Annotated in this window: 28 protein-coding genes and 4 pseudogenes; 3 read left to right on the top strand and 29 right to left on the bottom strand. The window is 37.7% G+C overall.

The window, feature by feature from the left end; genetic code table 11:
- Position 1: 1 nt before the first annotated feature.
- Positions 2-1,576 (bottom strand): flagellar hook-associated protein 2, encoded by a 1,575-nt coding sequence (locus MWM02_RS01960; RefSeq protein ID WP_244402838.1) that lies wholly within the window; start codon positions 1,574-1,576, stop codon positions 2-4.
- Between the two features lie 15 nt (positions 1,577-1,591).
- Positions 1,592-1,942, bottom strand: coding sequence for a flagellar protein FlaG (flaG, locus tag MWM02_RS01955; protein WP_244403585.1), 351 nt, complete (start codon positions 1,940-1,942; stop codon positions 1,592-1,594).
- 122 nt (positions 1,943-2,064) lie between these two features.
- Here flaG and MWM02_RS01950 point away from each other — a divergent pair, with 122 nt between their 5' ends.
- Positions 2,065-2,874 carry a flagellin N-terminal helical domain-containing protein gene (locus MWM02_RS01950; protein ID WP_244402837.1) on the top strand — a complete coding sequence of 270 codons (810 nt, stop codon included), beginning with the start codon at positions 2,065-2,067 and terminating at the stop codon, positions 2,872-2,874.
- A gap of 73 nt (positions 2,875-2,947) precedes the next feature.
- A complete protein-coding gene (locus MWM02_RS01945) occupies positions 2,948-4,534 on the top strand; it encodes a CgeB family protein (RefSeq protein WP_244402836.1) in 1,587 nt (528 codons plus the stop codon).
- Positions 4,535-4,732: 198 nt separating this feature from the next.
- Here MWM02_RS01945 and MWM02_RS19575 read toward each other — a convergent pair.
- The 17 genes and pseudogenes from MWM02_RS19575 to MWM02_RS01885 form a co-directional block, all read right to left on the bottom strand.
- Positions 4,733-5,349, bottom strand: a pseudogene (locus tag MWM02_RS19575) (transposase); the annotation flags it as partial.
- Between the two features lie 346 nt (positions 5,350-5,695).
- Entirely contained in the window at positions 5,696-5,965 is a 270-nt protein-coding gene (locus MWM02_RS01940) for a formyltransferase family protein (RefSeq protein WP_198401589.1), read from the bottom strand.
- A gap of 347 nt (positions 5,966-6,312) precedes the next feature.
- Positions 6,313-6,414: a winged helix-turn-helix domain-containing protein gene (locus MWM02_RS19570; RefSeq protein ID WP_481861763.1), complete on the bottom strand. Its 102-nt coding sequence runs from the start codon at positions 6,412-6,414 to the stop codon at positions 6,313-6,315.
- Positions 6,414-6,626: a hypothetical protein gene (locus MWM02_RS01935; RefSeq protein WP_064552172.1), complete on the bottom strand. Its 213-nt coding sequence runs from the start codon at positions 6,624-6,626 to the stop codon at positions 6,414-6,416. Before MWM02_RS01935 ends, MWM02_RS19570 begins: the two co-directional genes overlap by 1 nt.
- Positions 6,623-7,380: pseudogene (locus MWM02_RS01930) on the bottom strand (DUF4910 domain-containing protein). Before MWM02_RS01930 ends, MWM02_RS01935 begins: the two are co-directional and overlap by 4 nt.
- A 110-nt stretch (positions 7,381-7,490) precedes the next feature.
- The gene (locus MWM02_RS19565) at positions 7,491-7,547 is read right to left on the bottom strand and encodes a hypothetical protein (RefSeq protein ID WP_481861762.1); all 57 of its coding nucleotides are present in this window, start codon (positions 7,545-7,547) and stop codon (positions 7,491-7,493) included.
- A gap of 97 nt (positions 7,548-7,644) precedes the next feature.
- Complete coding sequence (gene pseC, locus MWM02_RS01925; protein WP_244402835.1) at positions 7,645-8,790, bottom strand: UDP-4-amino-4,6-dideoxy-N-acetyl-beta-L-altrosamine transaminase; 1,146 nt, start codon at positions 8,788-8,790, stop codon at positions 7,645-7,647.
- Between the two features lie 14 nt (positions 8,791-8,804).
- On the bottom strand, positions 8,805-9,857 hold the full coding sequence (gene pseI / locus MWM02_RS01920; RefSeq protein ID WP_244402834.1) for a pseudaminic acid synthase: 1,053 nt from the start codon (positions 9,855-9,857) through the stop codon (positions 8,805-8,807).
- Positions 9,854-10,411, bottom strand: coding sequence for a UDP-4-amino-4,6-dideoxy-N-acetyl-beta-L-altrosamine N-acetyltransferase (gene pseH, locus MWM02_RS01915; RefSeq protein WP_064552176.1), 558 nt, complete (start codon positions 10,409-10,411; stop codon positions 9,854-9,856). The genes pseI and pseH overlap by 4 nt, the downstream gene beginning before the upstream one ends.
- Entirely contained in the window at positions 10,408-11,496 is a 1,089-nt protein-coding gene (gene pseG, locus MWM02_RS01910) for a UDP-2,4-diacetamido-2,4,6-trideoxy-beta-L-altropyranose hydrolase (RefSeq protein ID WP_185214598.1), read from the bottom strand. The genes pseH and pseG overlap by 4 nt, the downstream gene beginning before the upstream one ends.
- Positions 11,497-11,508: 12 nt before the next feature.
- Positions 11,509-12,240, bottom strand: coding sequence for a cytidylyltransferase domain-containing protein (locus MWM02_RS01905; protein WP_244402833.1), 732 nt, complete (start codon positions 12,238-12,240; stop codon positions 11,509-11,511).
- Between the two features lie 464 nt (positions 12,241-12,704).
- The gene (locus MWM02_RS19560; protein WP_157778178.1) at positions 12,705-12,809 is read right to left on the bottom strand and encodes a DegT/DnrJ/EryC1/StrS family aminotransferase; all 105 of its coding nucleotides are present in this window, start codon (positions 12,807-12,809) and stop codon (positions 12,705-12,707) included.
- Positions 12,810-13,007: 198 nt separating this feature from the next.
- Positions 13,008-13,235: pseudogene (locus MWM02_RS19555) on the bottom strand (DegT/DnrJ/EryC1/StrS family aminotransferase); the annotation flags it as partial.
- 100 nt (positions 13,236-13,335) lie between these two features.
- Complete coding sequence (pseB, locus tag MWM02_RS01900; protein ID WP_064552179.1) at positions 13,336-14,310, bottom strand: UDP-N-acetylglucosamine 4,6-dehydratase (inverting); 975 nt, start codon at positions 14,308-14,310, stop codon at positions 13,336-13,338.
- Between the two features lie 34 nt (positions 14,311-14,344).
- Positions 14,345-15,712, bottom strand: coding sequence for a motility associated factor glycosyltransferase family protein (locus MWM02_RS01895; RefSeq protein WP_244402832.1), 1,368 nt, complete (start codon positions 15,710-15,712; stop codon positions 14,345-14,347).
- Positions 15,709-16,071, bottom strand: coding sequence for a hypothetical protein (locus MWM02_RS01890; protein WP_064552181.1), 363 nt, complete (start codon positions 16,069-16,071; stop codon positions 15,709-15,711). The genes MWM02_RS01895 and MWM02_RS01890 overlap by 4 nt, the downstream gene beginning before the upstream one ends.
- A complete protein-coding gene (locus MWM02_RS01885) occupies positions 16,040-17,824 on the bottom strand; it encodes a motility associated factor glycosyltransferase family protein (RefSeq protein WP_064552182.1) in 1,785 nt (594 codons plus the stop codon). Before MWM02_RS01885 ends, MWM02_RS01890 begins: the two co-directional genes overlap by 32 nt.
- Positions 17,825-17,961: 137 nt before the next feature.
- On the opposite strand from MWM02_RS01885, the gene MWM02_RS01880 reads away from it, so the two are divergent.
- A complete protein-coding gene (locus tag MWM02_RS01880) occupies positions 17,962-18,909 on the top strand; it encodes a hypothetical protein (RefSeq protein ID WP_064552183.1) in 948 nt (315 codons plus the stop codon).
- 80 nt (positions 18,910-18,989) lie between these two features.
- On the opposite strand, the pseudogene MWM02_RS01875 reads toward MWM02_RS01880, so the two are convergent.
- The 10 genes and pseudogenes from MWM02_RS01875 to MWM02_RS01830 form a co-directional block, all read right to left on the bottom strand.
- Positions 18,990-19,076 (bottom strand): annotated as a pseudogene (locus MWM02_RS01875) (flagellin); the annotation flags it as partial.
- A gap of 377 nt (positions 19,077-19,453) precedes the next feature.
- Positions 19,454-20,170: a flagellin N-terminal helical domain-containing protein gene (locus MWM02_RS01870; RefSeq protein WP_064552184.1), complete on the bottom strand. Its 717-nt coding sequence runs from the start codon at positions 20,168-20,170 to the stop codon at positions 19,454-19,456.
- 124 nt (positions 20,171-20,294) lie between these two features.
- Positions 20,295-20,522 carry a carbon storage regulator CsrA gene (gene csrA / locus MWM02_RS01865; protein ID WP_003247966.1) on the bottom strand — a complete coding sequence of 76 codons (228 nt, stop codon included), beginning with the start codon at positions 20,520-20,522 and terminating at the stop codon, positions 20,295-20,297.
- Positions 20,522-20,965 carry a flagellar assembly protein FliW gene (gene fliW, locus MWM02_RS01860; protein ID WP_244402831.1) on the bottom strand — a complete coding sequence of 148 codons (444 nt, stop codon included), beginning with the start codon at positions 20,963-20,965 and terminating at the stop codon, positions 20,522-20,524. Before fliW ends, csrA begins: the two co-directional genes overlap by 1 nt.
- 64 nt (positions 20,966-21,029) lie before the next feature.
- A complete protein-coding gene (locus tag MWM02_RS01855) occupies positions 21,030-21,584 on the bottom strand; it encodes a DUF6470 family protein (protein ID WP_064552187.1) in 555 nt (184 codons plus the stop codon).
- A gap of 21 nt (positions 21,585-21,605) precedes the next feature.
- On the bottom strand, positions 21,606-22,493 hold the full coding sequence (flgL, locus tag MWM02_RS01850) for a flagellar hook-associated protein FlgL (RefSeq protein ID WP_064552188.1): 888 nt from the start codon (positions 22,491-22,493) through the stop codon (positions 21,606-21,608).
- Positions 22,494-22,503: 10 nt separating this feature from the next.
- The gene (flgK, locus tag MWM02_RS01845) at positions 22,504-24,102 is read right to left on the bottom strand and encodes a flagellar hook-associated protein FlgK (RefSeq protein ID WP_064552349.1); all 1,599 of its coding nucleotides are present in this window, start codon (positions 24,100-24,102) and stop codon (positions 22,504-22,506) included.
- 37 nt (positions 24,103-24,139) lie between these two features.
- Entirely contained in the window at positions 24,140-24,622 is a 483-nt protein-coding gene (locus MWM02_RS01840) for a flagellar protein FlgN (protein WP_064552189.1), read from the bottom strand.
- A gap of 64 nt (positions 24,623-24,686) precedes the next feature.
- Entirely contained in the window at positions 24,687-24,950 is a 264-nt protein-coding gene (gene flgM / locus MWM02_RS01835; protein ID WP_064552190.1) for a flagellar biosynthesis anti-sigma factor FlgM, read from the bottom strand.
- An 86-nt stretch (positions 24,951-25,036) separates the two neighbouring features.
- Positions 25,037-25,447, bottom strand: a complete 411-nt coding sequence (locus MWM02_RS01830) for a TIGR03826 family flagellar region protein (protein WP_064552191.1) — start codon at positions 25,445-25,447, stop codon at positions 25,037-25,039.
- Positions 25,448-25,478 lie beyond the last annotated feature (31 nt).

Here is a 25,478-nt window from a genome sequence, read left to right as displayed (position 1 = left end):
CTTAGCCCGACATTCCTCCACCAAATTGCCCCATTAGGAACATTGACTGCTGGTTCGCTCTTTGGATTGCTTGCTCCATCGCCGTAAATTGCCGCCAATAACGGGATTCAATATCTTGAAGGCGCCGTTGAAAATCTGAAATTTGATTCTCAACATCCTTTAGCTGCAGACCGATGGAATATTGATTTTCCGTGTACGTCGGTTTACCTGCTTTTTTCTCAATATTGGTTATCATCCCTTTTATTGTATCACGAAGGCGCTGCACAATGCCGCGCGTGTCAGAAGTCACTTGACCAGTGGTAGAATCCTTGGTGATTGCACCGCTTTGCGTCAATGTTTTCACTACTTTATCAGGATCGCTTTCAAGCGCTTGTCGCAACTTGCCATAATCGATCACAAGCTTGCCGCCGCTAGAAATTTCACTTGTTGTGGTAATCCCCAATTCAGAAAGAGTATCAATGACATTCTCGCCGATCCCATCTACTCTACTATACAAGTCACGTCGCATTTGCGATAATCCATTCGAAATAATTGAATCCCCATGAAGCAATCCGCTCTTCGCTTTTTCTTCCCATAGCTCGATCTGCTTTTCCGTCATTTCCTTTTTTTGTTCATCAGTAAGCGGCGGGTAATCGCGATAACGCTTTTCGCGGATTTTATCATTTAATGCCCCGATTAGTTCATTGTATTTGTTGACGAATTCTTCAATTTTCGCAATCATGCCGTCAACATCAGTGGAGGAAGTGACCGTCACAGGAGTGGAAGTTACAGCTTTCAACGTGTATTCTATTCCGTTAATTGTAAATGTATTGGACTGTCTTTCCATTTCTAATCCATTTAACGTAAATTTTGCGTTTTGTCCCCCGTCAGCTAGAACTGTCACACCCGGATTACCGTTTGCATCGTTTCCTGTGGCAAAACCAAATATTGTATTAAAAATATCAACGCCAGTCGCAGATTTTACATAAACTTCCGCAGCGCTGCTATTAGCCGACGAACCCGTTCCACGCGTAGAAATGCCAAGCTTTCGCGTCCCGTCATCAAAAATCGCATTAATGTTCAAGCCTGACTGGTTGAGCTTTTGCACGACATCAGCAATCGTATCAGTTGGTTTAAACGTAATCGCTTCTTCTTTATATGTCCCATCAGCTTGAAGAGCGGCAATCGTAATCGTCGTATCTTGTGTAAACGTTGGATCCAAGCTTCCAAGCGTCGAAGTCGATGTGCCCCCTACAGTGCTTGATACACCAGTAGCAGCCGTTGCCAATTGAGAAACCGTTATCGTATTCGTTGAATCATATGATGAACTCAGCGCTTTCACGCTCACCGCCGCTTCGTTTGATGAAGTCGCCGTTTTTTTATAAAAGTTACTGGATAACACAAAATTATCAAATAAATATTGATCGAAATCAGCTAATTTTTGGTTAATTTCGCGATAGGCATCGCGCTGCCATTCAAAAATTTGCTTTTTCTGATATAATTTATCAAGCGGAATGCGTTCCGCCTTCATTAAATCATTCACAAGCTGATCGATATCCATTCCGCTCGCTAAACCGCCGATTCGCATCGGTGCCATATTACTCGCCCCTTTCTAAATTTTTTCATCAACGATCATGCCGAGAAATTTTTGCATCGTGTAAAAAGCGTCTAACAATTTCTTAGGAGGAATTTCCCGTATCACTTCGTTTGTGTCGGAATCGATGACTTGCACGTAATATTGATTCAACCCTTCATGCAGTATAAATTTAAGGGAACGGTTGTGAATCTCTAAAAACTCGTTTAATTTGTTAGTGACTTCTTCCACCTTGTTTTTCGACACTTGTACCTCTTCATTGCGCTCGCTCTGTTGCTCCATAATTTTTTGCATCAAAGCTGTACCTTCTTTGGAGGTCTGGGGAACATAAGTTTCCTGCAACGGCAATGAATTTTCAACTTTCATTATCATCTTCCTCCTGCATCACTTCTCTACTTTTTATATCGGCTTTATTTAGAATCTTTAAAGTTTCACGAAAAAAAGTCGATATATAAAATGAGCAGGACAAAAGAGAAGAGCGAGGTGAGTGTATGAGAATACAAAACCAGTCCATGATTGCTTTTTCTACCTATCGCTATCAGCGAAATGTCACTAGTCTGACCAAAACACTGGAGAAACTCTCTTCAGGTTTAAGAATTTATCGGGCGAGCGACGATGCTGCAGGATTAAGCATTTCGGAAACATTGCGAGCGCAAATACGAGGATTGGCGCAATCACAAAGAAATATGCAAGACGGCCTTTCCGTTTTAAAAGCGGCCGAAGAAGGATTAATGAACGTCAATCACCTCCTGCAGCGGATTCGGGAATTAGCCGTACAAAGCGCCAATGATACGCTAGATGCAAATGACCGCGCCGCCAGCCAAAAAGAATTGGATCAGCTGCTGCAAGCAATTGATGACACAGCGGAAAAACTGGAATTTAATACACAGAAAATTCTCGGCAAAAACAGGCCGTTAATATTGCAAGTCGGAGCAAATCCCGGCCAAACGATTGCCGTTGACATGGTTGATACAAGCACAACAAGCCTTGGGCTAAATGGAGCGACGCTATTAACGCGGACAGATGCCGAACAGCTTATCGCAAAAGTGGATAACGCGCTTAAAAAAGTAACAAGCGACTTAACAAACGTCGGCGCTGATTACGAGGCAATTGAACATCATTTAAATAATACCATGTTAAAAGAAGCGAACTTAACCGCATCCGAATCTATGTTGAGAGACGCAAACATCGCCCGCGAAATGATGAACTACATAAGCGGAAAAATTCGACAACAGGGAGATTACCTGCTTATTTCGCACATAAACCGCAATGTGGAGGAGACGTTAAAATTATTGACGTGATAAAAATATAAAGGCACTTAATCATAATAGTGCCTTTTCTTTATAAGAAGATATAAAAGTGAGGATATGAGAAATGGAAATTTTCCTAGAAAGAGCAAAAGACGGCCTTTTAACATGTAAAGTACAAAAAGAGAATAACCGAAGCTATTACTTATATTCTAAATATAAGCCTTTACGTTCGTTAGAAACGCTTCCCGAAATAAAAAAAGACAAAGACTATTTGATTTTAGGAATTGGATTGGGATATGAAATTGCCTATGTATCTGAGAATATATGGGGTAAAGTGGTTGTCATTGATTATAATCGTCAATTTTATAATTTGATAAAGGAAAATAATGAACTAAAACCTAACATTAGTAACGGAAATATTGAATTTCTTTTTGGGGATGAATATATGAATTATTTAAGCTTACGAAATGATAACTTTGAAATTATTTACAATCCACAAATTCTAGAATTACACCCTGCTTTTTTCGCAAAAGTTTTAATGTATTTACATTCAAAGAAGAAATCTTGTAAAAATAAAACAGTTGTGTTAATGGAACATAATGCGTTAATAGAAGACTGCTTAGACGCTTTTAAAAAAGAGTCTTTTCAATGTATAAAATTAGACTGGACAACTAAAGAAAAATTACTTTTAAAAATTTCTAACATTCACCCTGCCTTTATTTTTACAATCAATTATAGCGAAATAATCGCAGAAATTAGTGAAACATTGCAAATACCTTATATTTCATGGACAGTCGATACTCCTTCCTATCCTTTATACTCATTAAAAATAGACACTCCTCTATCCGCACACTTTATCTATGACGAAGCAATTGTTCATACACTTCAAAAACGAGGAGTAACGAATGTTTATTATTTACCTGTAGCTGGAAATCCAGAACGAATGATGGCCACTATTCGTAAAAATAACAATTTACAAATGCAATATGATGTTAGTTTTACAGGCAATTTAACCATTAGTGAGTACACACAAAAAATAGAACCCTATCTATCAGTAGAAACAAAGGAAATAATTAACAAACTATTAGAAGAGCAAGAGCAAAATAAAACTGAATTTATTATTCGATCAAAAGTGAACAATGAACTTGTCTACCGAATTCAAGAAGAGAGTCGTTACAATATAATTGGAAATGAACTTCTCACTCCAGAAGAGAAATTAGCTTTTCTTCTAGGTCGAGAACATTCTCAAAGAGAAAGAATTCGTGTCGTTCAACAATTAGAGAAACAACGCTTTTCTTTCGCCGTATTTGGAAACGATTCTTGGTCAATGTTCACAAAAAACTATCAAGGATATGCCGACTATTATAAAGTGTATCCATTAGTTTTACACCACTCGAAAATAAATATCAATTTAACAAGAACATTTGTTGAAACAGGGCTTCCATTAAGAGTATTTGATGTATTATCATCTAAAGGATTTTTGTTAACAAATGATAAACGAGACATCCACCGTCTATTTAAAGATGGTCGAGATCTTGTCGTTTTTCGTGATAGTCAAGATTTAGTGGAACAGATTGAGTATTACCTGAACCATGAAGAACAAAGATTACAAATAATAGAAAACGGACATGAAACATTACATAAATATCATACTTATAACCACCGAGTAAAAAAAATAATAGATTTACTTAGAACCAAAAATTGGATATAATTACTATTCTTTACTATTATAATTATCTCGCCTGAATTATTACGAACATTTTCGGTTAAAACAACAGGTCAAGTCCAAATTATTGTGTAACCTGAGGGCGACGCTAACTATGCAAACAAATCGTTCACCAGCCCTTGCCCTACAAGGGCTACAAGGGTTGGTGAACGATTAGGCATACTTTACGCATGTATCTAGGAATTAGGCTGAATGTCTAAGATGCTTAAAGGAGACCCCTACAGCCTCAAAGATTTCGCTGTTTGACCGTGAGCTCTGTGTACTGACACAAATCTTCATATATCTCCATATTTCGAAGAAAAATGACCTAAAGTCAATCGTCGCAGTTCAGCTCACACCTTTCGCCACGATTCTCCGTACGAAATGCTACGATTCGAACCAGCAGGAGAGCCAACCAGCTGACAATACATTCGAATGAATACGACCTCCTAAGTAATGATATAATAGGTCGCAATTTGATCGTCCGGAAGGCATCTTCGACATCGACCATTTGTTTATATTCAAGCGCCAACTTCTTCGGCTGATAATATATCGTCAGACGGTCCGGATAAGATATTTTCCATCATACTTCTCGGCATCGCTAATCGCTTGTTTATCGTTACGAAGCGTTCTATCTTTGAATTGTCGCAAATATTTTCATAAGAAGGTGAAAGCACGCAAACGGCATGTCGCCTTATGACGGGCTTCATTCGGCAGCTGACGAATTCCTTCTAATTCCGCCTGCACCGTCTCCATAGTTTTTTTCGCTCTTGTCGTTGACACTTGGCTTCTTTTAAGTTGTACACCGGCACATAGTGCTGACACTGTGTTTGGCAATTAAAAAAATCATATATACTTCAAACTGTCGAACTCGAGATAAAAATCGGTAGCGTTTTTCAACGCTACCGATTAATCATGTAGAGCTTCGATATAAAGTATATTTTTGATTTAACTAATCCATTAGAGCATTCACCAGTTTAGGCTCCACATGGCCTAATTTTCCATCTAAATAATGATCAACAATATCATTATTAAAAGTCCGGTAAATTAATCTTAAATGTTGTGGCGTCCAATCAGTTGCAACGAATAATTTACCGTTGGATTTTTGTGGTACATAGTTAGGTACCTTGCCATTTTTAAGCCTTTTTAATATCTCAACAAGGTCTTCTACTTTTTAACCGCTTTACATGCTACATCGTGAATTCCATCTCCATATTCAAGTTTAGGAACTGAATGGTGAACAATATCTCCTCCATCAAGTTTAGACGTTAAACGATGAATTGTCATTCCCGCCCAGTTTGGTCTTAACATGTAAAACGGCCAAAATAACGTTATATTTCCGCGATACCAAGGAGAAAGTCCACCATGTATATTCCATGCATAATCAGGCAGCATATCAATTACATGGTCATCAATTTTATTCACACCATACGTCAATACAACATCTGGTTGTTGTTCTTGTAACTATTGAATCATCCTTTCTCCATTCAACTCAGATCTGTTAATGACTAGTGTCGGAATCTCACCGAAAACTTTTTTATGCTTACCAAAAAAGGCATACTCTGCTTCTTCTCGATCACGAAAATGACGCATAAAATTTTCGCGATCAATCGGTTCTAATCCTTCTGGAGGAGTAGGTATAAAAGCTTCTCTCTATTCGATAAGGTGTCCATGTAACAAGCCATTTCTAGTAATGTATTAGCAACATAATAATGTCGAGGATGAGAGCCTGATAAAAGTACTACTTTCATACAAATAAACTCTTTTTTCATAATATGGACTTTCTAGTAATCCTTTTTCTTAAAATCATGCAAACGATAACCTGAGATTTCTGCAATATCCAATAAAGAATGTTCACCATCTGAATAATTGAATAAAGTTAATATTAAATTTTTAAATTTAATTGTTTTCGTTGATCCCTTTTAAAATTGTTCGAAGCATCTCTATTTAAAGGTGTATTCATATCAGGATAAAGTCCATGTTTGTCCAATTTTACTTCCCCAAATGGATTTACATTAATATAATAACCATTCCATTTTTGAATTTTTAAAATTTCTTCAATTTCGTTAATGCTGTCTACTATTTTTTCGATTGTCATACTTCTTTCGCGTCCAAAGAATTATGGTAACCATCGTATTGTCCATAAACCATTCTAGTAAATTGACCAATTGGCAAATTAAATCTGGGAGAACAATATTGTCTTTCGTCCGAGCCGTTAATTGGTGTAAAAGGTCATACAACAATCTCCATTTCTCCTGTTGACATTAAGTAGTCTACAATTTTACTAATTGGAGCATTTTTGTTTCTAGATCTTTATCTTTTAAAACTTAAAGGATAATTTTTTCCGCCAAGACATGTTAAAACAAAGCCCAAATAAACATTTTTACGTAAATGTTCTCCAAAGCAATGTAAATATGCAATGGAACCTATTGTTTCTGGTACAAATACAAAGCGATAAGTAAAATTCCTTTCTTTCCATTTTTTTAATCGATTGTACAAGAAAGTAGCTACTAATGGTCCATTTAATTCATTATTCGCCATCGATGGATGACAAATATATGTACTAATTAAAATTTCTTTATCCGATTTTCTAGGCAAAATGGTATGTGCATAATTCAACTCTCCATCTTTAAGTTCACTATCTATAAATACATGATAGATTCCTTGCTTTAAACTTTTGAATTGATTGTAAGACATACAAAATCCCCATCGCTCTTTTATAGTAAGTGTCACATATGGAATTGCTTCTGATAAATGAGGAATAGTGTGAATAAATGGTTTTAATTCTTCTAAGGACATTTTTTATTAACAGGAATACTATAATTCAAAACATGAAGGTTATGATTTTTCATATTTACAATCTCATTACCCTCTTCATCTTTAATCCACGCTTCCCTAATAACCCATTCCTTAGGTATTTCCCAATTAAATACTTTTGTACCAGTTTTAACAGAAAACATTTCTAATGGAATATATTTTTTAAAATACTAATTGTCTTTCTAACACCTTCACCAGTTATACTTCTAGTAATTGGAAATAGCTCATCAAATAACCGATCAATAATTCATATTCCTTATTCATTTCATTCTTCCTTTCACTATGAGCTAGTTAATTACTCATACTATGTTTCTTTTTACTGCTTTAATTACATCATTCACATCTTCATCTGTCATTTTTGGAAAAATCGGCAATGTTAATGCTTGTTCATACCACCGTTCCGCTTTTGGGCAAATTCCTTTTCTATATCCTAACTTTTGATAATAAGGATGCCAATAAACAGGAATGTAATGCACATGAACACCAATGTTTTCGGCGCGAAGGCTCTCAAAAATTTCTCTGCGGCTGCGCTTTAGCTTATCCAATTTTAATTGAAGCATATATAGATGCCAGCCGGATTGAGTTCCTTCAAGCTGCATTGGCAAAATAACAGAATCCATTGTTTTAAACGCTTCACTATACATGCTGGCAATTTCGCGGCGTCTTTCAATAAAACGATCCAATTTGTCCATTTGTGAAATGCCTAACGCCGCTTGAAGGTCAGTCATTCGATAGTTATACCCTAAATCTACCATTTCATAATACCAAGGGCCTTCATCCCGCGACAAATTATGTTTTATAATGCCATGCGAGCGAAACCGTTTTAGTTTTTCATAATACTCCTCTGAATCGGTTACGATGACTCCACCTTCTGCTGTTGTAACCGGCTTGACAGGATGGAAGCTAAACATCGTCATATGCGCTAGCGTGCCGACTTTGCGCCCTTTATACTCAGCCCCGAGAGAATGCGCCCCATCTTCAATGACAACCAAGCCATGCTCGCTGGCGATCTCCATTATTGCATCCATGTCAGCTGGTTGCCCGGTAAAATCAACCGGGATAATCGCTTTTGTATTTGGAGTAATATGCTTGCGTATTTCTTTAGGATCAATGTTGTACGTCCGTTCATCAATATCCGCAAATACAGGCTTTCCCCCGCAATAAAGAACAGCGTTGGAAGTAGCCGCGAATGTAATCGGCGTCGTTATCACTTCGTCTCCTTCACCGATACCCGCGGCAAAACAAGCGCCATGAAGAGCCGCCGTTCCATTGGAAAACGCAACGGCATACTTCGCTCCAACATAATCAGCGACTTTCCGTTCAAACTCTTGAATTTTTGGCCCTTGGGTTAAAAAGGGCGACTTTAGCACAGCTACGACTGCTTCGATATCTTCATCCGTAATCCATTGTTGTCCATAGGAAAGGAAAGATTCCCTTTTTTTCATTGTTCCACCTTCATTTATAACAATATGTCCCAACTTAATGGTGTTCCTTTTTTTACATCTTTTTTCACCGTTTTTCCAAGAACCAAATCATAATATTTTGGCGGCAATCCATATCCGGGACGAATAATTTTAATACTCTCTTTTGTAAATTTTTCTCCTGCTTCCATATCCTTTACAACATATATCGATCTTCTAAATTTCAACGATGCTTTTTCTTTCTCAGTTGGTCCATATTTTACTTCTCCTAATGCCTGCCATGCCCTTTCTGTTTCAATTACTAATGCTCTCATTTCATCAGGCTCCATTGAGAATGCAGAGTCTACCCCACCATCTGCTCTTGATAACGTGAAATGTTTTTCAATGACTGTTGCTCCTAATGCAACGCTGGCAACAGCCACACCTATTCCCATTGTATGATCTGATAATCCAACCTGACAGTCAAATAATTCTCTCATATGCGGAATGGTTAGTATATTTGTATTTTCAGGAGAGGCAGGATAGGTGCTTGTACATTTTAAAAGAACTAGATCCTTACAGCCTGCTTCTCTCGCTGCTCTTACTGTTTCATCTAATTCAGCTACAGTCGCCATTCCAGTTGAAATAATCATCGGCTTACCTGTAGAAGCTACTTTCTTAATGAGTGGAATATCGTTATTTTCAAAAGATGCAATCTTGTACATCGGTGCATCTAATTCCTCTAAAAAATCTACTGCGGTTTCATCAAATGGGGTACTAAACGGAATTATTCCTAACTCACGACATCTATCAAAAATCGGCTTATGCCATTCCCATGGAGTATAAGCTTGTTGATAAAGCTGGTATAAAGTGTTTCCATTCCACAAGCTATCCGGATCTTCAATTTTAAACTCTGGATTTTCAATATTCAATGTCATTGTATCCGCCGTATATGTTTGTATTTTTAATGCATCTACCCCTGCTTCTGCGGCCGCTTCAACAATTTCCAAAGCTCGCTCTAGAGATTGATTATGGTTACCAGACATTTCTGCAATAACAAAAGGTTTATGATTTGGTCCAATCTTTCTTCCTTCAACAATAATTTCGTTCATACTCTCATTCCTTCTATCATATATCGTATTTTACTTTTTTGTTCTTTCCATTGTTTATTAAATAATGCCATTAAGATTACATCTACATATTGATTATTTTTAAGGACATGTTCTTTCAATACACCTTCTGTTCTAAACCCCAACCGCTGATGATAACGAATACTCCTTTCATTGGAGTCTATTATCTCGGCACATAATTTACGGATGTTTAACTCGTCAAATATAAAATTTAGGGCTAAATATCCCATTAAAGTTCCTGAACCTTTTGGCGCGCTTTGATCACCAATATAAAATCCCCAAGAACATTTGCCATTTTCAAAATCTATATTAGTAAAATTCACAACCCCAACCGGAACATTTTCTAAGTAAAAAATCTTTACAATGGTTCGTTTGTCTCTTTTAACTCTGTCAAACCATTTCCTATGTTCTTCTAGCGAAATGACCCGATCATGAAACATTACCGCCCGAATATGTTCTTGATTCCGCCAGTTTAATACCATTTCTAAATGTGAGGAATTCATATCTTCTAGTCTTGCACGTTCTAATAAGTTCATTTTAGTTCCTCCATAATTGCCTTAACAACTGGATAAGTATTTACAATTTTGTGATTGACAAGTTTAGAAGCACGTTCAGATAGTAATTGAACTTTTTTAGGATGCTCGATTAAATCCTTTACAGCTTCAAATATTTGATTAGATGTGACTTCATGACTAAATCCAAGATTAACGCTCGCACCAAACTTGCTAACAGCATCGGTTAACTCTATTTGGTTATCTGCTACAATAATTGTAATGGATGGGAGCCCCAAATAACATCTTTCCCATGTTGTCGTCCCACCAGCTCCAATTGCTAAATCTGCTTCATTCATTAATTCTGCCATATTTGACACTTGGCAATGAAAAAAGAAGTTAGGATATCGATCACAATATTCTCGAATTTGATCTTTTCTTGTATTAGATGAACCTACAACAACATTTATTTTTATATTATTGTCCAATAATGCTAACGCATCTAATGCTTTGACTGTTTCGTTCGTAGGGTCCGTTCCGCCAAAAAAAACAAGGATGTTATGAATTTCATTACGAATTCGTTTCTGACGAGAAGCCTCGATAAATTCTTCCCTTAATAACACATAATTGGGTCCTAATAGTTGCTTACATTCAGGAGGAACTAAATTTTTATACCTATCTTGATAATTTAAATATAAGTTTTGATCAAGGAGAAAATCACAAACATGCTTCCGATTTGCCAAATCATCAATCACCATTAGTTTCTTTGTAAAGGGCTTAAGACTCGCTTCCCATTTTTTATCTAAACCATAGTGATCAACAATTAAAAAATCTACTGAATGAATGTGTGTTTCGAATAGATATTGAGTTTCACGAACATCTTGTTGCCAATTTTCTTTATACCATTTGAAAATAGCGTTATTGTCCGCCTCACTAATCATAGCTTTAGATAGAATATAAACAGTAAATTCATTATCTTTAATAAAATTGATTAAATCTCCCTCAAGTTCCCTACATATAAAAGAAACATTAGCATTCATCTGTTTTAGTTGTTTTGCTAATGTCAGACATCTCATCACGTGGCCTGTTCCAATAGTTACTGATGAGTCAACCCTAAATACAACATTCATTCCAAACACAACCTATAGCTTTTTTTGTTCAATATGAGCGTTTATCTGCACCCACTCAGGCTTGTCTCGTAAAATCAGAATGACGTCTTCTAAAGTAAACAATGGATTTATTGGATACAATGTTTCTACTATGTTTTTAATTAATAGAAAATCTTCCTCTGTATCTACTGTCCAACGATGCTTACTTTCATCCTTTTCATTTAGAACACTACATAATTTAAACTCGTTAGGGTGATGATAAATATAAGCTGTTACATGTTCCCGATATGTTAACTCTTTGGCTTCTTTATGAGCTCTTTTTAACGCTTCATAAGACATCACTTCTGTATCCAATCCCCGTGGATATGTACGCGTTAATGTATTCGAAACATAATCGTATCGACCCTTGTTTTCTAAATAATGTTCAACAACTTTATCAATAACATTTGGGTCAATAATCGGACAGTCAGATGTTAAACGAACAATTACATCTACATTAAACTCTGTCGCAGCTTCATAATAACGAGATAATACATCCTCTTCAGAACCACGATAGTAAGGAATGGAAAGTTGCTGACAAAGTTGAACGATTCGGTCATCACTTTTTTTCGTAGTTGTTGCAATAATAATTTCATCGATTGTTTTTGCCCTTTTTACTCTTTCAATTTGATATTCAAGTAACGTTTTATCGAGGACCTTTTTTAATATTTTACCTGGTAATCTTGTTGAACCCATCCGCGCTTGAATAATTGCAGCAACTTTCACTCTTCCACCTTCTTACTTCCTATAATAATCTATCGTTCTCTTCACTGCTTTTATCACATCATTAACATCTTCTTCACTCATTGCATGGAATATAATCTCATTTCTTTATAGAGTTTTAAGTATGTATTTGGATAAAGGCTTTTTTGCAACCAAGTTGTTGATAATAAGGTTGTAAGTAAACTGAGGAGAGAACATTGACACCAATATTTTGCTGTTATAATGCTTCTCTTGATGCTGTTAATATTATCTAATGCCAGCTTGACTCTCCATCTTCAGTTGGAAAACGGAATTATAATTTTATCCATATCTTTAAACACTTTATTTTATACATTGCAACATATTTCGACATAGTTCCACAAACTTATCAGTCTTCTTCAGCTGGTTGTACCTAAAACAGCTTGAATATCGATCTACGATAGTTGTTAACCAAGAAACTGCAATTCATAATACCAAGAGCTGTGATATTAATTCAATTTTTCTTTATCGCTTGTAATCCTATGAGTTCTGAATTGTAATAATTTTTCATAACACTCTTTATTGTTCGTTGTAATAATGCCACCTTCCCCCAATTTAATATGTTTTACCGAATGAAAAGCTAAACATGGTCATATTTAATTGAGTCGATCTTCTACCTTTATGTGTCTATATGTAGCTCCTAACACATGAACAGCATCTTCTATTATAACAATTACATTTTTACAAATTTATAAAATGCAATCTAAATAACAGGTTGACCTGTAAAACCAACTGAAATAACTGCTTTCGTTTTATTTAGTTTTTCTTAAGTTTATTCGAGTCAATATTATACGTTTTCTCATCAATATCAGTAAAAACAGAAGTTCCATTTTGATAAAGCACATAATTCGCACTCGCTCAAATGTCATCGGTGTTGTAATCGCTTCGTCGCCTTCACTAATGCCCACTGTAAAACAAGAATTATGGAGAGCTGCCGCATCATTTGAAAAAGCGACTGCATATCTAGCACCGACATATTGTCCGACATCTTTTTCGAATTCTGGGGCGTATGGACTATTCGTTAAATAATCACTCTTTTTAACTTATTTAATCATCTGCTAAAAAAGTAGAAGAAATATTCTATATTTCTTCTACTAATGCTCGCAACTGTTCGACTGTTAACCATTCCGTATTCGTATCACTTGTATATTTAAATCCTTCCGGCAAACTTCTTCCATATTTCACATATTCTTGTGGACACCACGGAAACTCAGGGGTAATGACATAATAATTATCAAATTCAACTGTATGTCTCGCATCATCTTCGGTAATCATCGTTTCATGAAGCTTTTCGCCCGGGCGGATGCCGATGATTTCAATTTCTGCATCTGGCGCGATCGCTTTTGCAAGATCCACCACTTTCATGCTAGGGATTTTCGGAACGAAAATTTCCCCGCCTTTCATTCTTGCAAGGGAATCAATGACAAACTGAACACCCTGGTCAAGCGTAATCCAGAAACGAGTCATCCGTTCGTCTGTGATTGGCAGCTTCTTCCCTTCAGCGGCCATTTTTTTAAAAAATGGAACAACGCTTCCACGGCTCCCAACCACATTTCCATAGCGCACTACGGCAAACCGAGTTTCTTTTCCTCCGACATAAGAGTTGGCCGCTACAAATAGTTTATCGGACGCTAGTTTTGTAGCACCGTATAAATTAATTGGCGCAGCCGCTTTGTCCGTACTTAATGCAATAACTCGTTTTACTCCACGGTCAATCGCTGCCTCAATCACGTTTTGCGCGCCGTAAATGTTGGTTTTTACCGCTTCAAATGGGTTGTATTCACATGCGGGCACTTGTTTCATTGCCGCTGCATGGACAACATAGTCAACGCCATCAAACGCGCGATATAGACGGTCTTTGTCCCGTACGTCACCAATAAAAAAGCGGATTCTTGGGTCCGTATATTCCTGTGCCATTTCATATTGTTTTAATTCATCGCGGCTAAATACAATAACCTTTTTTACATCATATTCTAGTATTTTTTTTACAAACTTTTTCCCAAATGATCCAGTTCCCCCTGTAACAAGGACTGTTTGATTCCGCAAAAACTCCATAGCATAAACTCCTTTGAAGTAAAGTTATAAGTTTTTAATACTGATTTATTATTCGGTTTATTTTTTCGCTAAAATTACATTCCGTGAGATGTTCCGATTCTGAAATAATTTCAGAAATATGGGCGAAAGGCACACCTTGAATAACAGCGCCTTTCTCAGCTGTATTTTTAAAAATAACATGTTTCGTTTCGGCAACCTTTCGTTCAAACCATCTTCTATAAATAGATAGAATTGTTGTTGTTTTTACCATTGTGCCATCATTCGCAAGAACAGACAGCAAGTTTTCATTCGATACTACTTCTACTCCTGATGTCGAATGTAAAGCATGGCTTCTGTTTTTGCTATAAGCCAAATCTTGGCCTAACAACACAATTTCAGAGAATCCCATTTTAATTAATATATCAAGCGCTGTTGTCGCGACAGATCCTCCGGTATCAACTAAAGGAAAATTTTTCTTACCAGCGTAACTTTCAGCTTGAGGATACCCTTTTTGGAACGCGATAATTCTTAACCCTTTATGATTCGCCACAGCGGAATGACAAGCTGTTGACAAATAAATTAAAGACTGGGCAAACCCCATTCCATCTAACTGTTTATAAACGAATTCTTGCGGGTCTGTGATAATAACAGCATCCGGAACGATGCTGTTTTCTTTAAGAACCCGAAGGGCAGAACCAACAGATAAAATAAAATATTTGTTCTTCAGCCTTTTTAAAGAATAAACCGTGTCATCTAATGAAGGGCCTGCTGACACTAATACCGCTTTTTGGCCGTTAAATTTCGCAAACAGTTTTCCTACATCCGCATCCATATATTTTAAATTCTCCGCAAAATTCTTTTCCATTAAGGATGAAAAACGTTGAAAGGACATTTCTTGTATTTTTATATCTTCTAAAAAACGTTTTAATGGATGGCTTTGCGGCATTGCTTTTAACCATGCGTTCGGTATAATCCATCTAGTTTGCTGCTTAGCCAACTCATTCAATGTACGAATCATTGCTTGTCCTTGTTCAAAGCACAAAATTTCAACATTCGGATTAAGGAAAATATTGGATAAATCTATATTTTCAGCTGCTTTTCGAATAACAGACAAATAAGGTTCCATAACGACAATTTGTTTATCCGGTTCTTTTTGCAGCAATTCTTGTACATGATAACCGAGCCCAAAGCCAAATAAGCAATAAACATGTGCGTCTCTGTCTATTTGCGAATCAATAAAACGCTCGGCATCTTTCAAAGGATCGTAACGACTATACAAGTAATGCCCATTTAATTTCATTGTTGGCGGCCCTTTTTTTGATGGATGAATATCAACGTCAATGGATTCATTTACAGGATGAAGTAACCTTTCTCGTAACTGTTTATTTTTTATTAAGGCAAGATTACGGTTTAAAACGCTCAATTTTTATCTTCCTTCATTTGATAAAATCTTTCTTTCGCTGCCTCTTCAAAAAAAGGCTTTATTTCATATTCAAACATGTCGGCGACAATAACATAATCTTGTCGTTCTAAACCATCGTTGATTTCCAGCAAAAATCCGTTAATTTGACTCGGATCAATGTTAATATGATACTTATGCTCCCGCATTAATACAATTACTTTCGTCAGCCAAGCAACGCCTTCGCTAAATTGTGCAATTAGCTGCATTGCTTCCCCAACTTTATCTTCACGCAAATAATCAGCAATCGTTTGCGTTCCCACCGCTACTCGTTCAATATATTGGTAGAAACTATCTTGTGTTTCGTAAATGAGATTCGTCATCTTTCTCCCTCTTATCCATCGAAATAATTTTATTTTTAATTTTTTCTTTTAACTGCATGAAATAAGACTTTGAATCGATTGCAGCTTCTTGCAAACGCGAATATAAATCCATGGAACGAGCGTATACTCGTTGATACGTTTCTTGTTCCGTTTCATTCTCTTTTTCCAGGTAGTTATTAAATGTATCTAAAACAATAGGTTGGGCAATTAATGACATCATTCCTTCATCAAAAATCGGCTTTAACTGTTCATCAATTTTATCTAACTTTTTTAAAATTTTTGCATCAAACGCTGTATCAGAAACATTTCTTTTCAGCAACAGCACTGCTTCCTCAGCAAGGCGCTTTACTTTATCATGCAATCTTATTTCATTTTCAATTCGAACTAAAAACTCTTTCCATTCCTGAATATCTCTGTGCGGATATGAATCGATATCGAACATTGGTACATTTTTATTCGTATCTACATATCTGTCGCAAAACTCTTGGAAAGAAAGTTGTTGATAGCCCTCCAGCTTAACTCCACCTTCTGTACAATTGTAAATTCTTTCAGGCTGTGAAAAAGTTTGAAGTAGTCTTTCAAAATTATGCTTCATTGTAAAAAACGTGTAATCTGTCAATACTTGACCACCATAATACCCCTCTGTATAGAACAGCCCTCTTTGTTTAATATATGTTTCATCAATTTTTCTGAAATTTTTATTATGTTCCGCATGTGTTTTGTTATCGGTATAGGCCAAATCTTGACCGATTAATGCAACAGGCCCCTTTGAAATCATATAAGCTATATTTAATGCGAAATTGGCGACAGAAGCGCCCCCTAATATACCATCTATTTCTTTATTTAATAATTTTTGTGCATATATTTTTAAATCATCATCTATGTTAGATATAAATACAAACGATCTTCGATTGAATCTTTCTCTAATTTTCTCATGGTTAGATAATGAATAGATTATTCTTGCTTGTTTTAGCTCTATTGTTTCAAAATGCCTATAGTTGTTGATTCCTCCGTCAATTGTAACAATAAAGTCAGGTTCAATATCATATTTAAGAAGCGAGTTAATCGTCGATCCGGAAGATATCAGCAAAATGTGCTTTCTCACTTTTTTCAACAAAGGTATTTGCTTTGTTAACGACGGACCGCCGGAAGCAACGACAACTGGCACATTATAAATATGCTCCAAACATTTTAAAGGCACATCATCATATGCATAAAATAAATTTAATGTAAAGTTCTTTTGCCATTCTTTTGAAAAATATTTAATTGTATTTATATTTACTTGCTGCATATAAATATGATCTTTGACTATTCTTAATATACTATGATAATAGCTGGAACAAACTTTATCATAATTAGGAGAGCAAACAACAGAAACCCTTTTACCAAATGTATTTCCAAAAGGTTCATAAATTTTTTCAAAAAGCTCTTGATCTTCTCCTTTAATAATGATGCATCGCTCTAATTCACTTTCTTCTTCCAGCTGTTTATCGGCTAAAAATTCGATAGGCTCGACAATAATTAAAAATTCCTCGTCAGTCATCTTTTCACTTAAAGCTTTCGCAATATATCCTGAACCCACACCAAATAAAATATGAAGATGGTTCTTTTTATAATGGCGTTCGGCAAATTTTTCAGCCTCTCGAATCGGATCATACTTGCTGTGTAGGTAATAATTGTTTACTTTATAAATACGATGTCCGCTTTTCGAAGTTTCCTCGACGATTTCGTACTCTTTCAGATCATTGTTCATCATTAGCACCTCAATTATATTATCGGCTGCTGCTATATTTTCTTAATACCTTATCTTATTTATACTCGATGTTTAATTATCTAATGAGAGTATGTTATAATTAAATAAGAACAAATGTTCTATATAAAGGAGGCCGTATGAATCATACAGACCTTCTCCTATGTAATTACGATCATAAACTTCTTGAAATGTTAACCGGGAAGTTATTAGGCGACGGTAATATCATCATTCAAAAAAATCGAAAACCGCGGTTTCGTTTCGGACATTCCATCAAAGATCGGGATTGGTGTGTGCATTGCTACCAAAAGCTTGCTTGCTTTTTGCCGCTTAATCCTCCTAAGTACCGAAGAGTTATTGATAGCCGAATAAAGAGAGGTTTTTCTGAGCTATATTATGTTCAATCCAAAACTGCCCCTATTTATGTCCATCTCAAAGAGATTTGGTACAACAATACGGTAAAAGTTATACCAAAAGAATTTGTCGAAAAACTAATGACACCGTTATCTCTTGCTTGGTGGTACCAAGATGACGGCCATCTAAAAATGAAAGGAAATATCCCACAGAAAATTATTCTTTCAACAGAATCATTTTCACAAGAGGAAATTCTGTTTTTACACAACCTGCTGCTTAATAAATTTCACTTGAATTTTTCGACCGATAACAACAAACGGCTTGTCCTATATAATCGACGTTCCATTTTAGCTTTTCTTAGTCTTGTGAGGCCTTATTTGTCGAAAGGCATGAAGAGAAAAGACATTTATCTGGAGAATTTAAAGAAGGAAGATTTACCTCTTAAGAAACGTACTACTGTTTATTTGCTTGAGCGAATAGTTTTTAATAAACCAACTGCAGAAATTAGAAAAATATGTAACAGCTTGCCCGAAGTCTTAAGCATTATCGAACCGAAATTACACCATTTTTTAAACATGGTCGAAAAGAAACGGGATCTTCCCCGCAAACCATATCAAATTGAATTAAAAAGAGAAGAGCTATTTCATTTAACAATTTTTCAACAAAAAACCGGATATACAATGGGAGAAATTATTGAACTCTGTTATGAATACTTAAATGGCCGACTCCAATAAATTATTACAATTCAGTTCAGCTTACAATAGCAGCAAAAGAGACCTTGGATATCCCCAAGGTCTCTTTTGATTGACTAAGATTATCGGAGTAATTGAAGCACTCCCTGCGGCTGTTGATTAGCTTGAGCCAGCATAGCTTGCGCCGCTTGCATTAAGATATTATTTTTAGTGAATTCCATCATTTCTTTCGCCATCGTGCGAACATTTGCTTTCGCAAATGACTAGACTATATCTTCACCCGCTAGCTTACCGCTAGTGAGGGGCCGGGCACTTCGGGGAATTCAGAACGATGGAAATTCTGCTCCCCTACGGACTTCATCACCATAGCGCATGCGCCTTAGGTGGTATGTCCTAGTCGTTGAACCTTCTCCACCCTTTCGGGACAGGAGCTTGGCTGCTGGTTGCCCAATCCTTTGACTTTTCAAGCCATCACGTCTGCCGTTTCCAGCTCCGTTGTGGCGTCAAAGGCTCTAAGGGGTTTCCAGCAATTCACCCGGTAATACTCCTAGCCGTTTCCAGCTAGGACGACTCTGCCTATCGCTGCTTACGCAGCTAAGGCATAATCAACGTCGCGAATACGTGATTCAGCAGCAGTTAAGTTTTCTGCAGTTGCGCCAAGGTTGTTGATGGTGTGTTCTAGGCGGTTTTGAACAGCACCAAGTTTAGAACGTTCTGTAGACACTTTTTCAATCGCATCGTTAATTTTAGTAATCGCATTATTTGCGCTTGCTGCATTTGTTACTGCTAAAGCAGCTATCCCAAGTGCGCTTGCGTTCATAGTCGCAATTGTTAATGTAATGGATTGACCACTGTTCGCTCCGATTTGGAATACTTTACTAGAGAAAGTGCCATCTAAAAGTTTTTGCGTGTTGAATTCAGTGTTTGCCGCAATGCGGTTAATTTCAGACACAAGCGCATTAATTTCGTCTTGGATTGCTTGACGGTCAGCTGTCACGTTCGTATCGTTCGCTGCTTGTACGGCAAGTTCGCGCATACGTTGAAGGATCGCATGAGTTTCGTTTAATGCACCTTCAGCTGTTTGGATTAAAGAGATGCCGTCTTGCGCGTTTTTCGCTGCCATTTCAAGACCACGGATTTGGCCGCGCATTTTTTCAGAGATGGCAAGGCCTGCTGCATCGTCGCCAGCGCGGTTGATGCGGTACCCTGAAGAAAGTTTTTCAAGGTTTTTCGCAGCTTGAGTGTTGTTAAATGATAATTGGCGGTACGTGTTTAACGCAGAGATGTTGTGTTGGATTCTCATTTTCAATTCCTCCTTGAATAGTTTTTTCTACATCCTTGTAGATTTTTCACAGGGACGGCCGATTGCCCTTCCCTGCCTTACACCTTTAATATCGGAAGCATTCACGGAATGTTTAACGGTTTTTTTAATTTTTTTTATTATTTTTTAGTTGTTGCAACAAGTTCGTAGAAACGTCTGCCGCTTGTTTGTTTTCTTCTTGGATGGCTGTATATATTTCTTTTCTGTAGACGTCGATATGTTTCGGCGCAATGATGCCGAGTTTTATTTGTTCTCCTTCGATGGCAAGCACTTTAATTTCAATCGAATCGCCAATCATGATCGATTCATTTTTCTTGCGGGTGAGAACAAGCATTATTCTTCCTCCTTCCCGCGCACCTCGGACAACGGAAAACGGATCGGATAGTCGCTGTCATGAAGAATAAGTTGTTTGCCTATTTTTTCTTTCACGTTAATAACGATTGGTGCTTTTAAGTTAATGGTGGAATCAGCAAACGGCTCTTTTAACGTCATAATCGTATATGTCAAGCAATCATCAGGAGAATTTAGTTTCAGCTTTTTAATATCTTCTTCTGCTAAATTGAACGCGTAATCAGGATAAAAAGAAAACGGATACGCAATGACAAAACCAACATGGCTATGACGAACAGACTGCAAAATCGCAAACGGCGATTGTTCTTCTAACGGCAAAATGACAAATTGCTTTTCTTCTTCAAATCCAGGTATCCCGGTTGGAAAATGGATAATTTGTTCTTCATTTATTTCAATTTCTCCTAAAAATTTTGATGTTATTTTCATAGCGAAAAGCTCCTTTCCCATTTTCACAAAAAAAGCGGTACACCGCAACGGCACCGCTTTTCTGTTAATATTTCACATCGATTTTGATAGATGGGTATTGGATCATATAACCGGACACATCTCCCGGTCTGTATTCATGAATCGGTTTATTCACTTTAACATCAATAATTGGTTTATTTGCATCAATTTTAATATCCAAATAACCTGGTTGGTAGCCAATATCTACACTATGAACAGAAGGGATAAATTTTATTCCAAGCTGTTTATAAGAATGGAAGCCTTTTTCAGCCGCAATCGCCGCAATTGCATTGCCTCCATTTTCAATTTTCATGAGCCGGTCTCCTTCTTGCGCGCGGCGGGCAATGCCTTCCAACAGCGCTTCACGGCCTTCCTCAGCAAATTTTCTTGTAGAATCAAACGGATCAAGCAACCCCATATCGCTCCATGCTTTTGACTGGTCAATCGTCAACCGGGCCGGTTTGGAGTCAATCGTAAGCGTTGCCGGTTTTTGTTCAATATGCAGATCTGCTTTCGGCTGCTCGATGTGCTGAATCGGCTTTTCAATATGTAAACCGAGAATCGCTCTTGTCGTGCGAATTTGTATTTGCGGGAAATTCATGTTGCTCACCTTTTCCCTTTGTTAACGGAGGAAATCAACCAATGTAGGCTGAATAATGCGCGCGCCGACGCTTAAAGCAGCGCGATGCACGCTCTCTTGTGAAATAAGGTCGGTAATCGTTTTTTCGTAATCGATATCTTCGTTGTTGGACATTAATTTTGTCGCAATCTCTTCTTGTGTGGACAAGCGGTTTTCCATCATCTCAACTCGGTTTTGCTTCGCACCAAGTTCCGAACGGGCCGATAACAAAGCGTCTTGTTGCGCTTCAACTTGGCTTAAATAACCATCAATCGTGCTCCCAGTGCTGTTCGGATCATTTAAAGCCGCCTTTAAATTATCCAACATCCCGATAATTCCGGTAAATAAAGTTTTCCCATCAATATTGACATCTAACTTAATACCATCAAACACTTCAATTTCGACATCGCCTTGATTGCCGTTTACCGCAAAACCTGTTTCTCCCGGATAGCCGATAAACAACGGATTTTTCGTATCCGCTCCGTTAAAAATATATTTACCACCGACTCTCGTGTTGGCAACATCGACAATGTGCTTTTGGATCTGGTCAATTTCATCAGCAATTTTTTTGCGGTCTTCTGGAGTAGCTGTATCAGTTGATGCTTGGACAACAAGTTCCTGTATGCGCTGCAAAGCGAGTCCAACTTTATCTAATGCGTCATCTGCGCTATCAATCCAGTTATGAACTTCTCCAATGTTGCGCTGATATTGTTTTACACGCGCTAAATCCTCCCGATAAGCTATTCCTTTCATCGCCACAACTGGATCATCGGAAGGGCGGGAAATTTTTTTCCCTGTCGCTAACTGTTCTTGATATTTTCCGAGCCGCTCATAACTATTCGATAAATTTCGCAGCATATTATTCGCCAGCATAAACTGTGTAACCCTCATGACCAATCACCTACCTTCCAACAATCCCCATATCGTTAATAATTTTATCGAGTATTTCATCGATTGCTGTAATCATGCGAGCAGCTGCGTTATAAGCATGCTGGAATTTAATCATATTCGTCATTTCTTCATCCAGTGAAACAGAACTGACAGATTGACGGTTGTTGTCAACAGAAGTTGCGAGCGTCTCCGCATTAGTTTTCATTCTCTCAGCTTGTTGTCCATCGACGCCGATTTTCCCAATAAGCCCTTGATAAAATGTTTGCACCGTTCCGCCAGTAATAGGCACGCTAACCGTCGTTCCGCTACCACTTGGCAGAGTGGCTGAACCATTAGTAATTTGAACATCTTTAATCATGGATAAATAAAGAGCATTATTGCCGTTTCCAGATTCCCCACTCTTCGAAGATGCAGCAATCTTCCCAAGATCGCTCATGATTACATCAGAAACTTTAATCGAAGCCGCTGCACCTTTTCCTGTTGTATTATCACTTACATTCATTTCAAAAAAATCTACTCCATTCGAATTGTTAAGATCATATCCCTCTCGATGTTGTGCATTAAACATAGTAGCAAACGAATACGCCATTTTATCTAAATCGGCAAGCATATCAGGATAATAGCCTTTCACATTATCTGGGTCAGAGCCGTAGCCATAAGCTTCAATTAATGATTTAATTCTGCCGCTCGCTAAACTGTCAAACTTGTTGTAACTTATTGTTGTTATGTTTCCGAGAACATCTTCGATTCGAATCTCAGAAATATATCCATCTGGGTTCGTTGGGTCTCCCGAAATGGAAGGGGATACCGAAAGCTTCGAATAGCTGTCTTTCGTCACTATTTTTACTGTGGATCCATCTTGATTAACAAGTGAAATTTCATAAATTCCTTCTGCTATATCTAGAGCGTTCCCGCCAGAAGGAACTGTTTCCACCTTTACCTGAAAATATTTTGATAGTTCATCGACAAGGGCATCACGTTTATCATAAAGGTCATTTGGCAAATAACCGTTCGGTTCAACAGCTTTAATTTGCTCATTCAGTTCACTAATTTGCTTCAAAATCGAGTTCACTTCTAATAAACCTGTTTTAATTTCTTGCCCTAAATCGTCGCGAATTTGCGATAAAGAACTGTAAAGGTAATTAAAAGATTCTGCCACTGCTACCCCGCGTTGGCGCACAACAGCGCGCGCCCCTTCATTTTCCGGATTGGTGCTTAAATCTTGCAGCGCTTCCCAAAACTGCGTCATCGCCTGACTGAGACCAAATTCACTCGGCTCATTCATAATATCTTCCATTTTTGCGATCGCTTCTGAACGTGTGCTCCAATAACCTAATTTACTAGCTTCATTGCGATATTGATAGTCTAAGAAGCTATCGCGTATTCGTTGTATAGACCCCGCTTCGACCCCCGTCCCCATTTGTCCCGGAATTTGCGGACGGTTCATCGAAGCTGGCGGAAACGGCTCCGTTTCGACAAAATTGACGCGCTGGCGCGAATAACCGGGCGTATTCGCGTTGGCAATATTATGCGCGGTCACATACAATGCCGATTGCTGAGTAAATATGCCTCGTTTGGCTACTTCTAAGCCATGAAACGTCGATAGCATCGCATTTCCCCCCCAATACGTGAAAGTTGCTTGTTCGCTAAGCTTTGGAATCAAATAGTGAACTCCCGCCTTCATATGAAGACGGCGCCATATTCGGGTTTTGATAATTCACTTCTTTTGGCTGCGGCATGAGCATATCCAGCATAACATGGACAAATTGCAATGATTGCTTGGCCAGCTGCTCGTTTAATTGATTCACACTTTTTAATTCCAATATCACCGCTGATAAATCATCCCGCAGTTTCTCAAGCATTGCCCGTTCTGTTCCTTCTGTTTGCAAAATGCACGCTGTTAACGTCGGTTCATTCGCTTCGCCTATCATCGCGTTAACAACAAGAATGCGTTCCTGCTCAACACGATCAATGGCCGCAATATATTTTTGCTCCTCTTTCACAATTCCATTCAGCGCTTCCGTATCGCCTTTTTTTAGCACTTCCGTTTTTTTGTTTGCCAACTCCAACAAACCCTTATGCAGTTTCACATGCTTTTCCAGCAGCTCTATCAATTGTTTGGCAGACAATCCAATCTCTCCCTAAAAAGTACATAAAAATTAAACCAGTATTACGCGTAATACTGATTTCCTTTTAATTGTCAAAGTAAAATTGATATACACTTTTCGCGATTTCCTTTGCGTCAATTTTATATGTCCCGTTTTGCACTTGCTCCTTTAGCTTGCGCACTTTTTCCTGATGTTCGGCCGTCCATTGGGAAAGTTGCTGCAGCTCTTTCGCCGCCTCGGAAATTTCCACTTTATCTTGGCTAATTGCAGTTTTTTTCACTTGCGTCTCTTTATCAAACTGGTGTTTGTAAGGGTTAATGCCTGTCAAGCCGAATTTGTCAATTCTCATGAAAATCCCCCCTTTTACATGCCCTATGCCGTTACCGCAACTTCTATCTATATTATCGGCAAATGCAAAAGATTGTTTACAACAATTCAAAATTTATTTTCGGCGTTCTTTTTCGTATAATAAACGCTTCTTGCCTGACGTTTTCTTTCTTCTTCTCTTTGCAGCGCTTCTAGCTGTTCATTTAAGTCTTTTAAACAATTTTCGCACAGTTTTCCTTGGCGAATCAACGCGCCGCAGCGGGCGCAAGGGTACGTTAAATTCGGAAATTGCGCGAGTTTTAGGCGGCCGCTTTGAATAAATTTAATCAGCAGCGATTCCTTCACTCCCGTTGCGTCGACAATTTGCGCCATTGTCGCCATGCGGTTTTCTCTTTTTCGCAAAAAATCGTAAACGGTTTTGAAAGCCTCTTCTTCTTCTTTATAGCAGTTCTCGCAAATATCACGAAACGAATTTCTTACAAACAAACGTCCGCAGTTTGGGCAATTTGCTAAATTCATTGCTTATCCTCCCCATATTTCCTCTCTCCTT

This window comes from Parageobacillus sp. KH3-4, assembly GCF_022846435.1.
Lineage (GTDB): Bacteria > Bacillota > Bacilli > Bacillales > Anoxybacillaceae > Parageobacillus > Parageobacillus thermoglucosidasius_A.
Note: the sequence above shows the minus strand (reverse complement) of the source record. Positions and strands in the feature narration are given on the sequence as shown.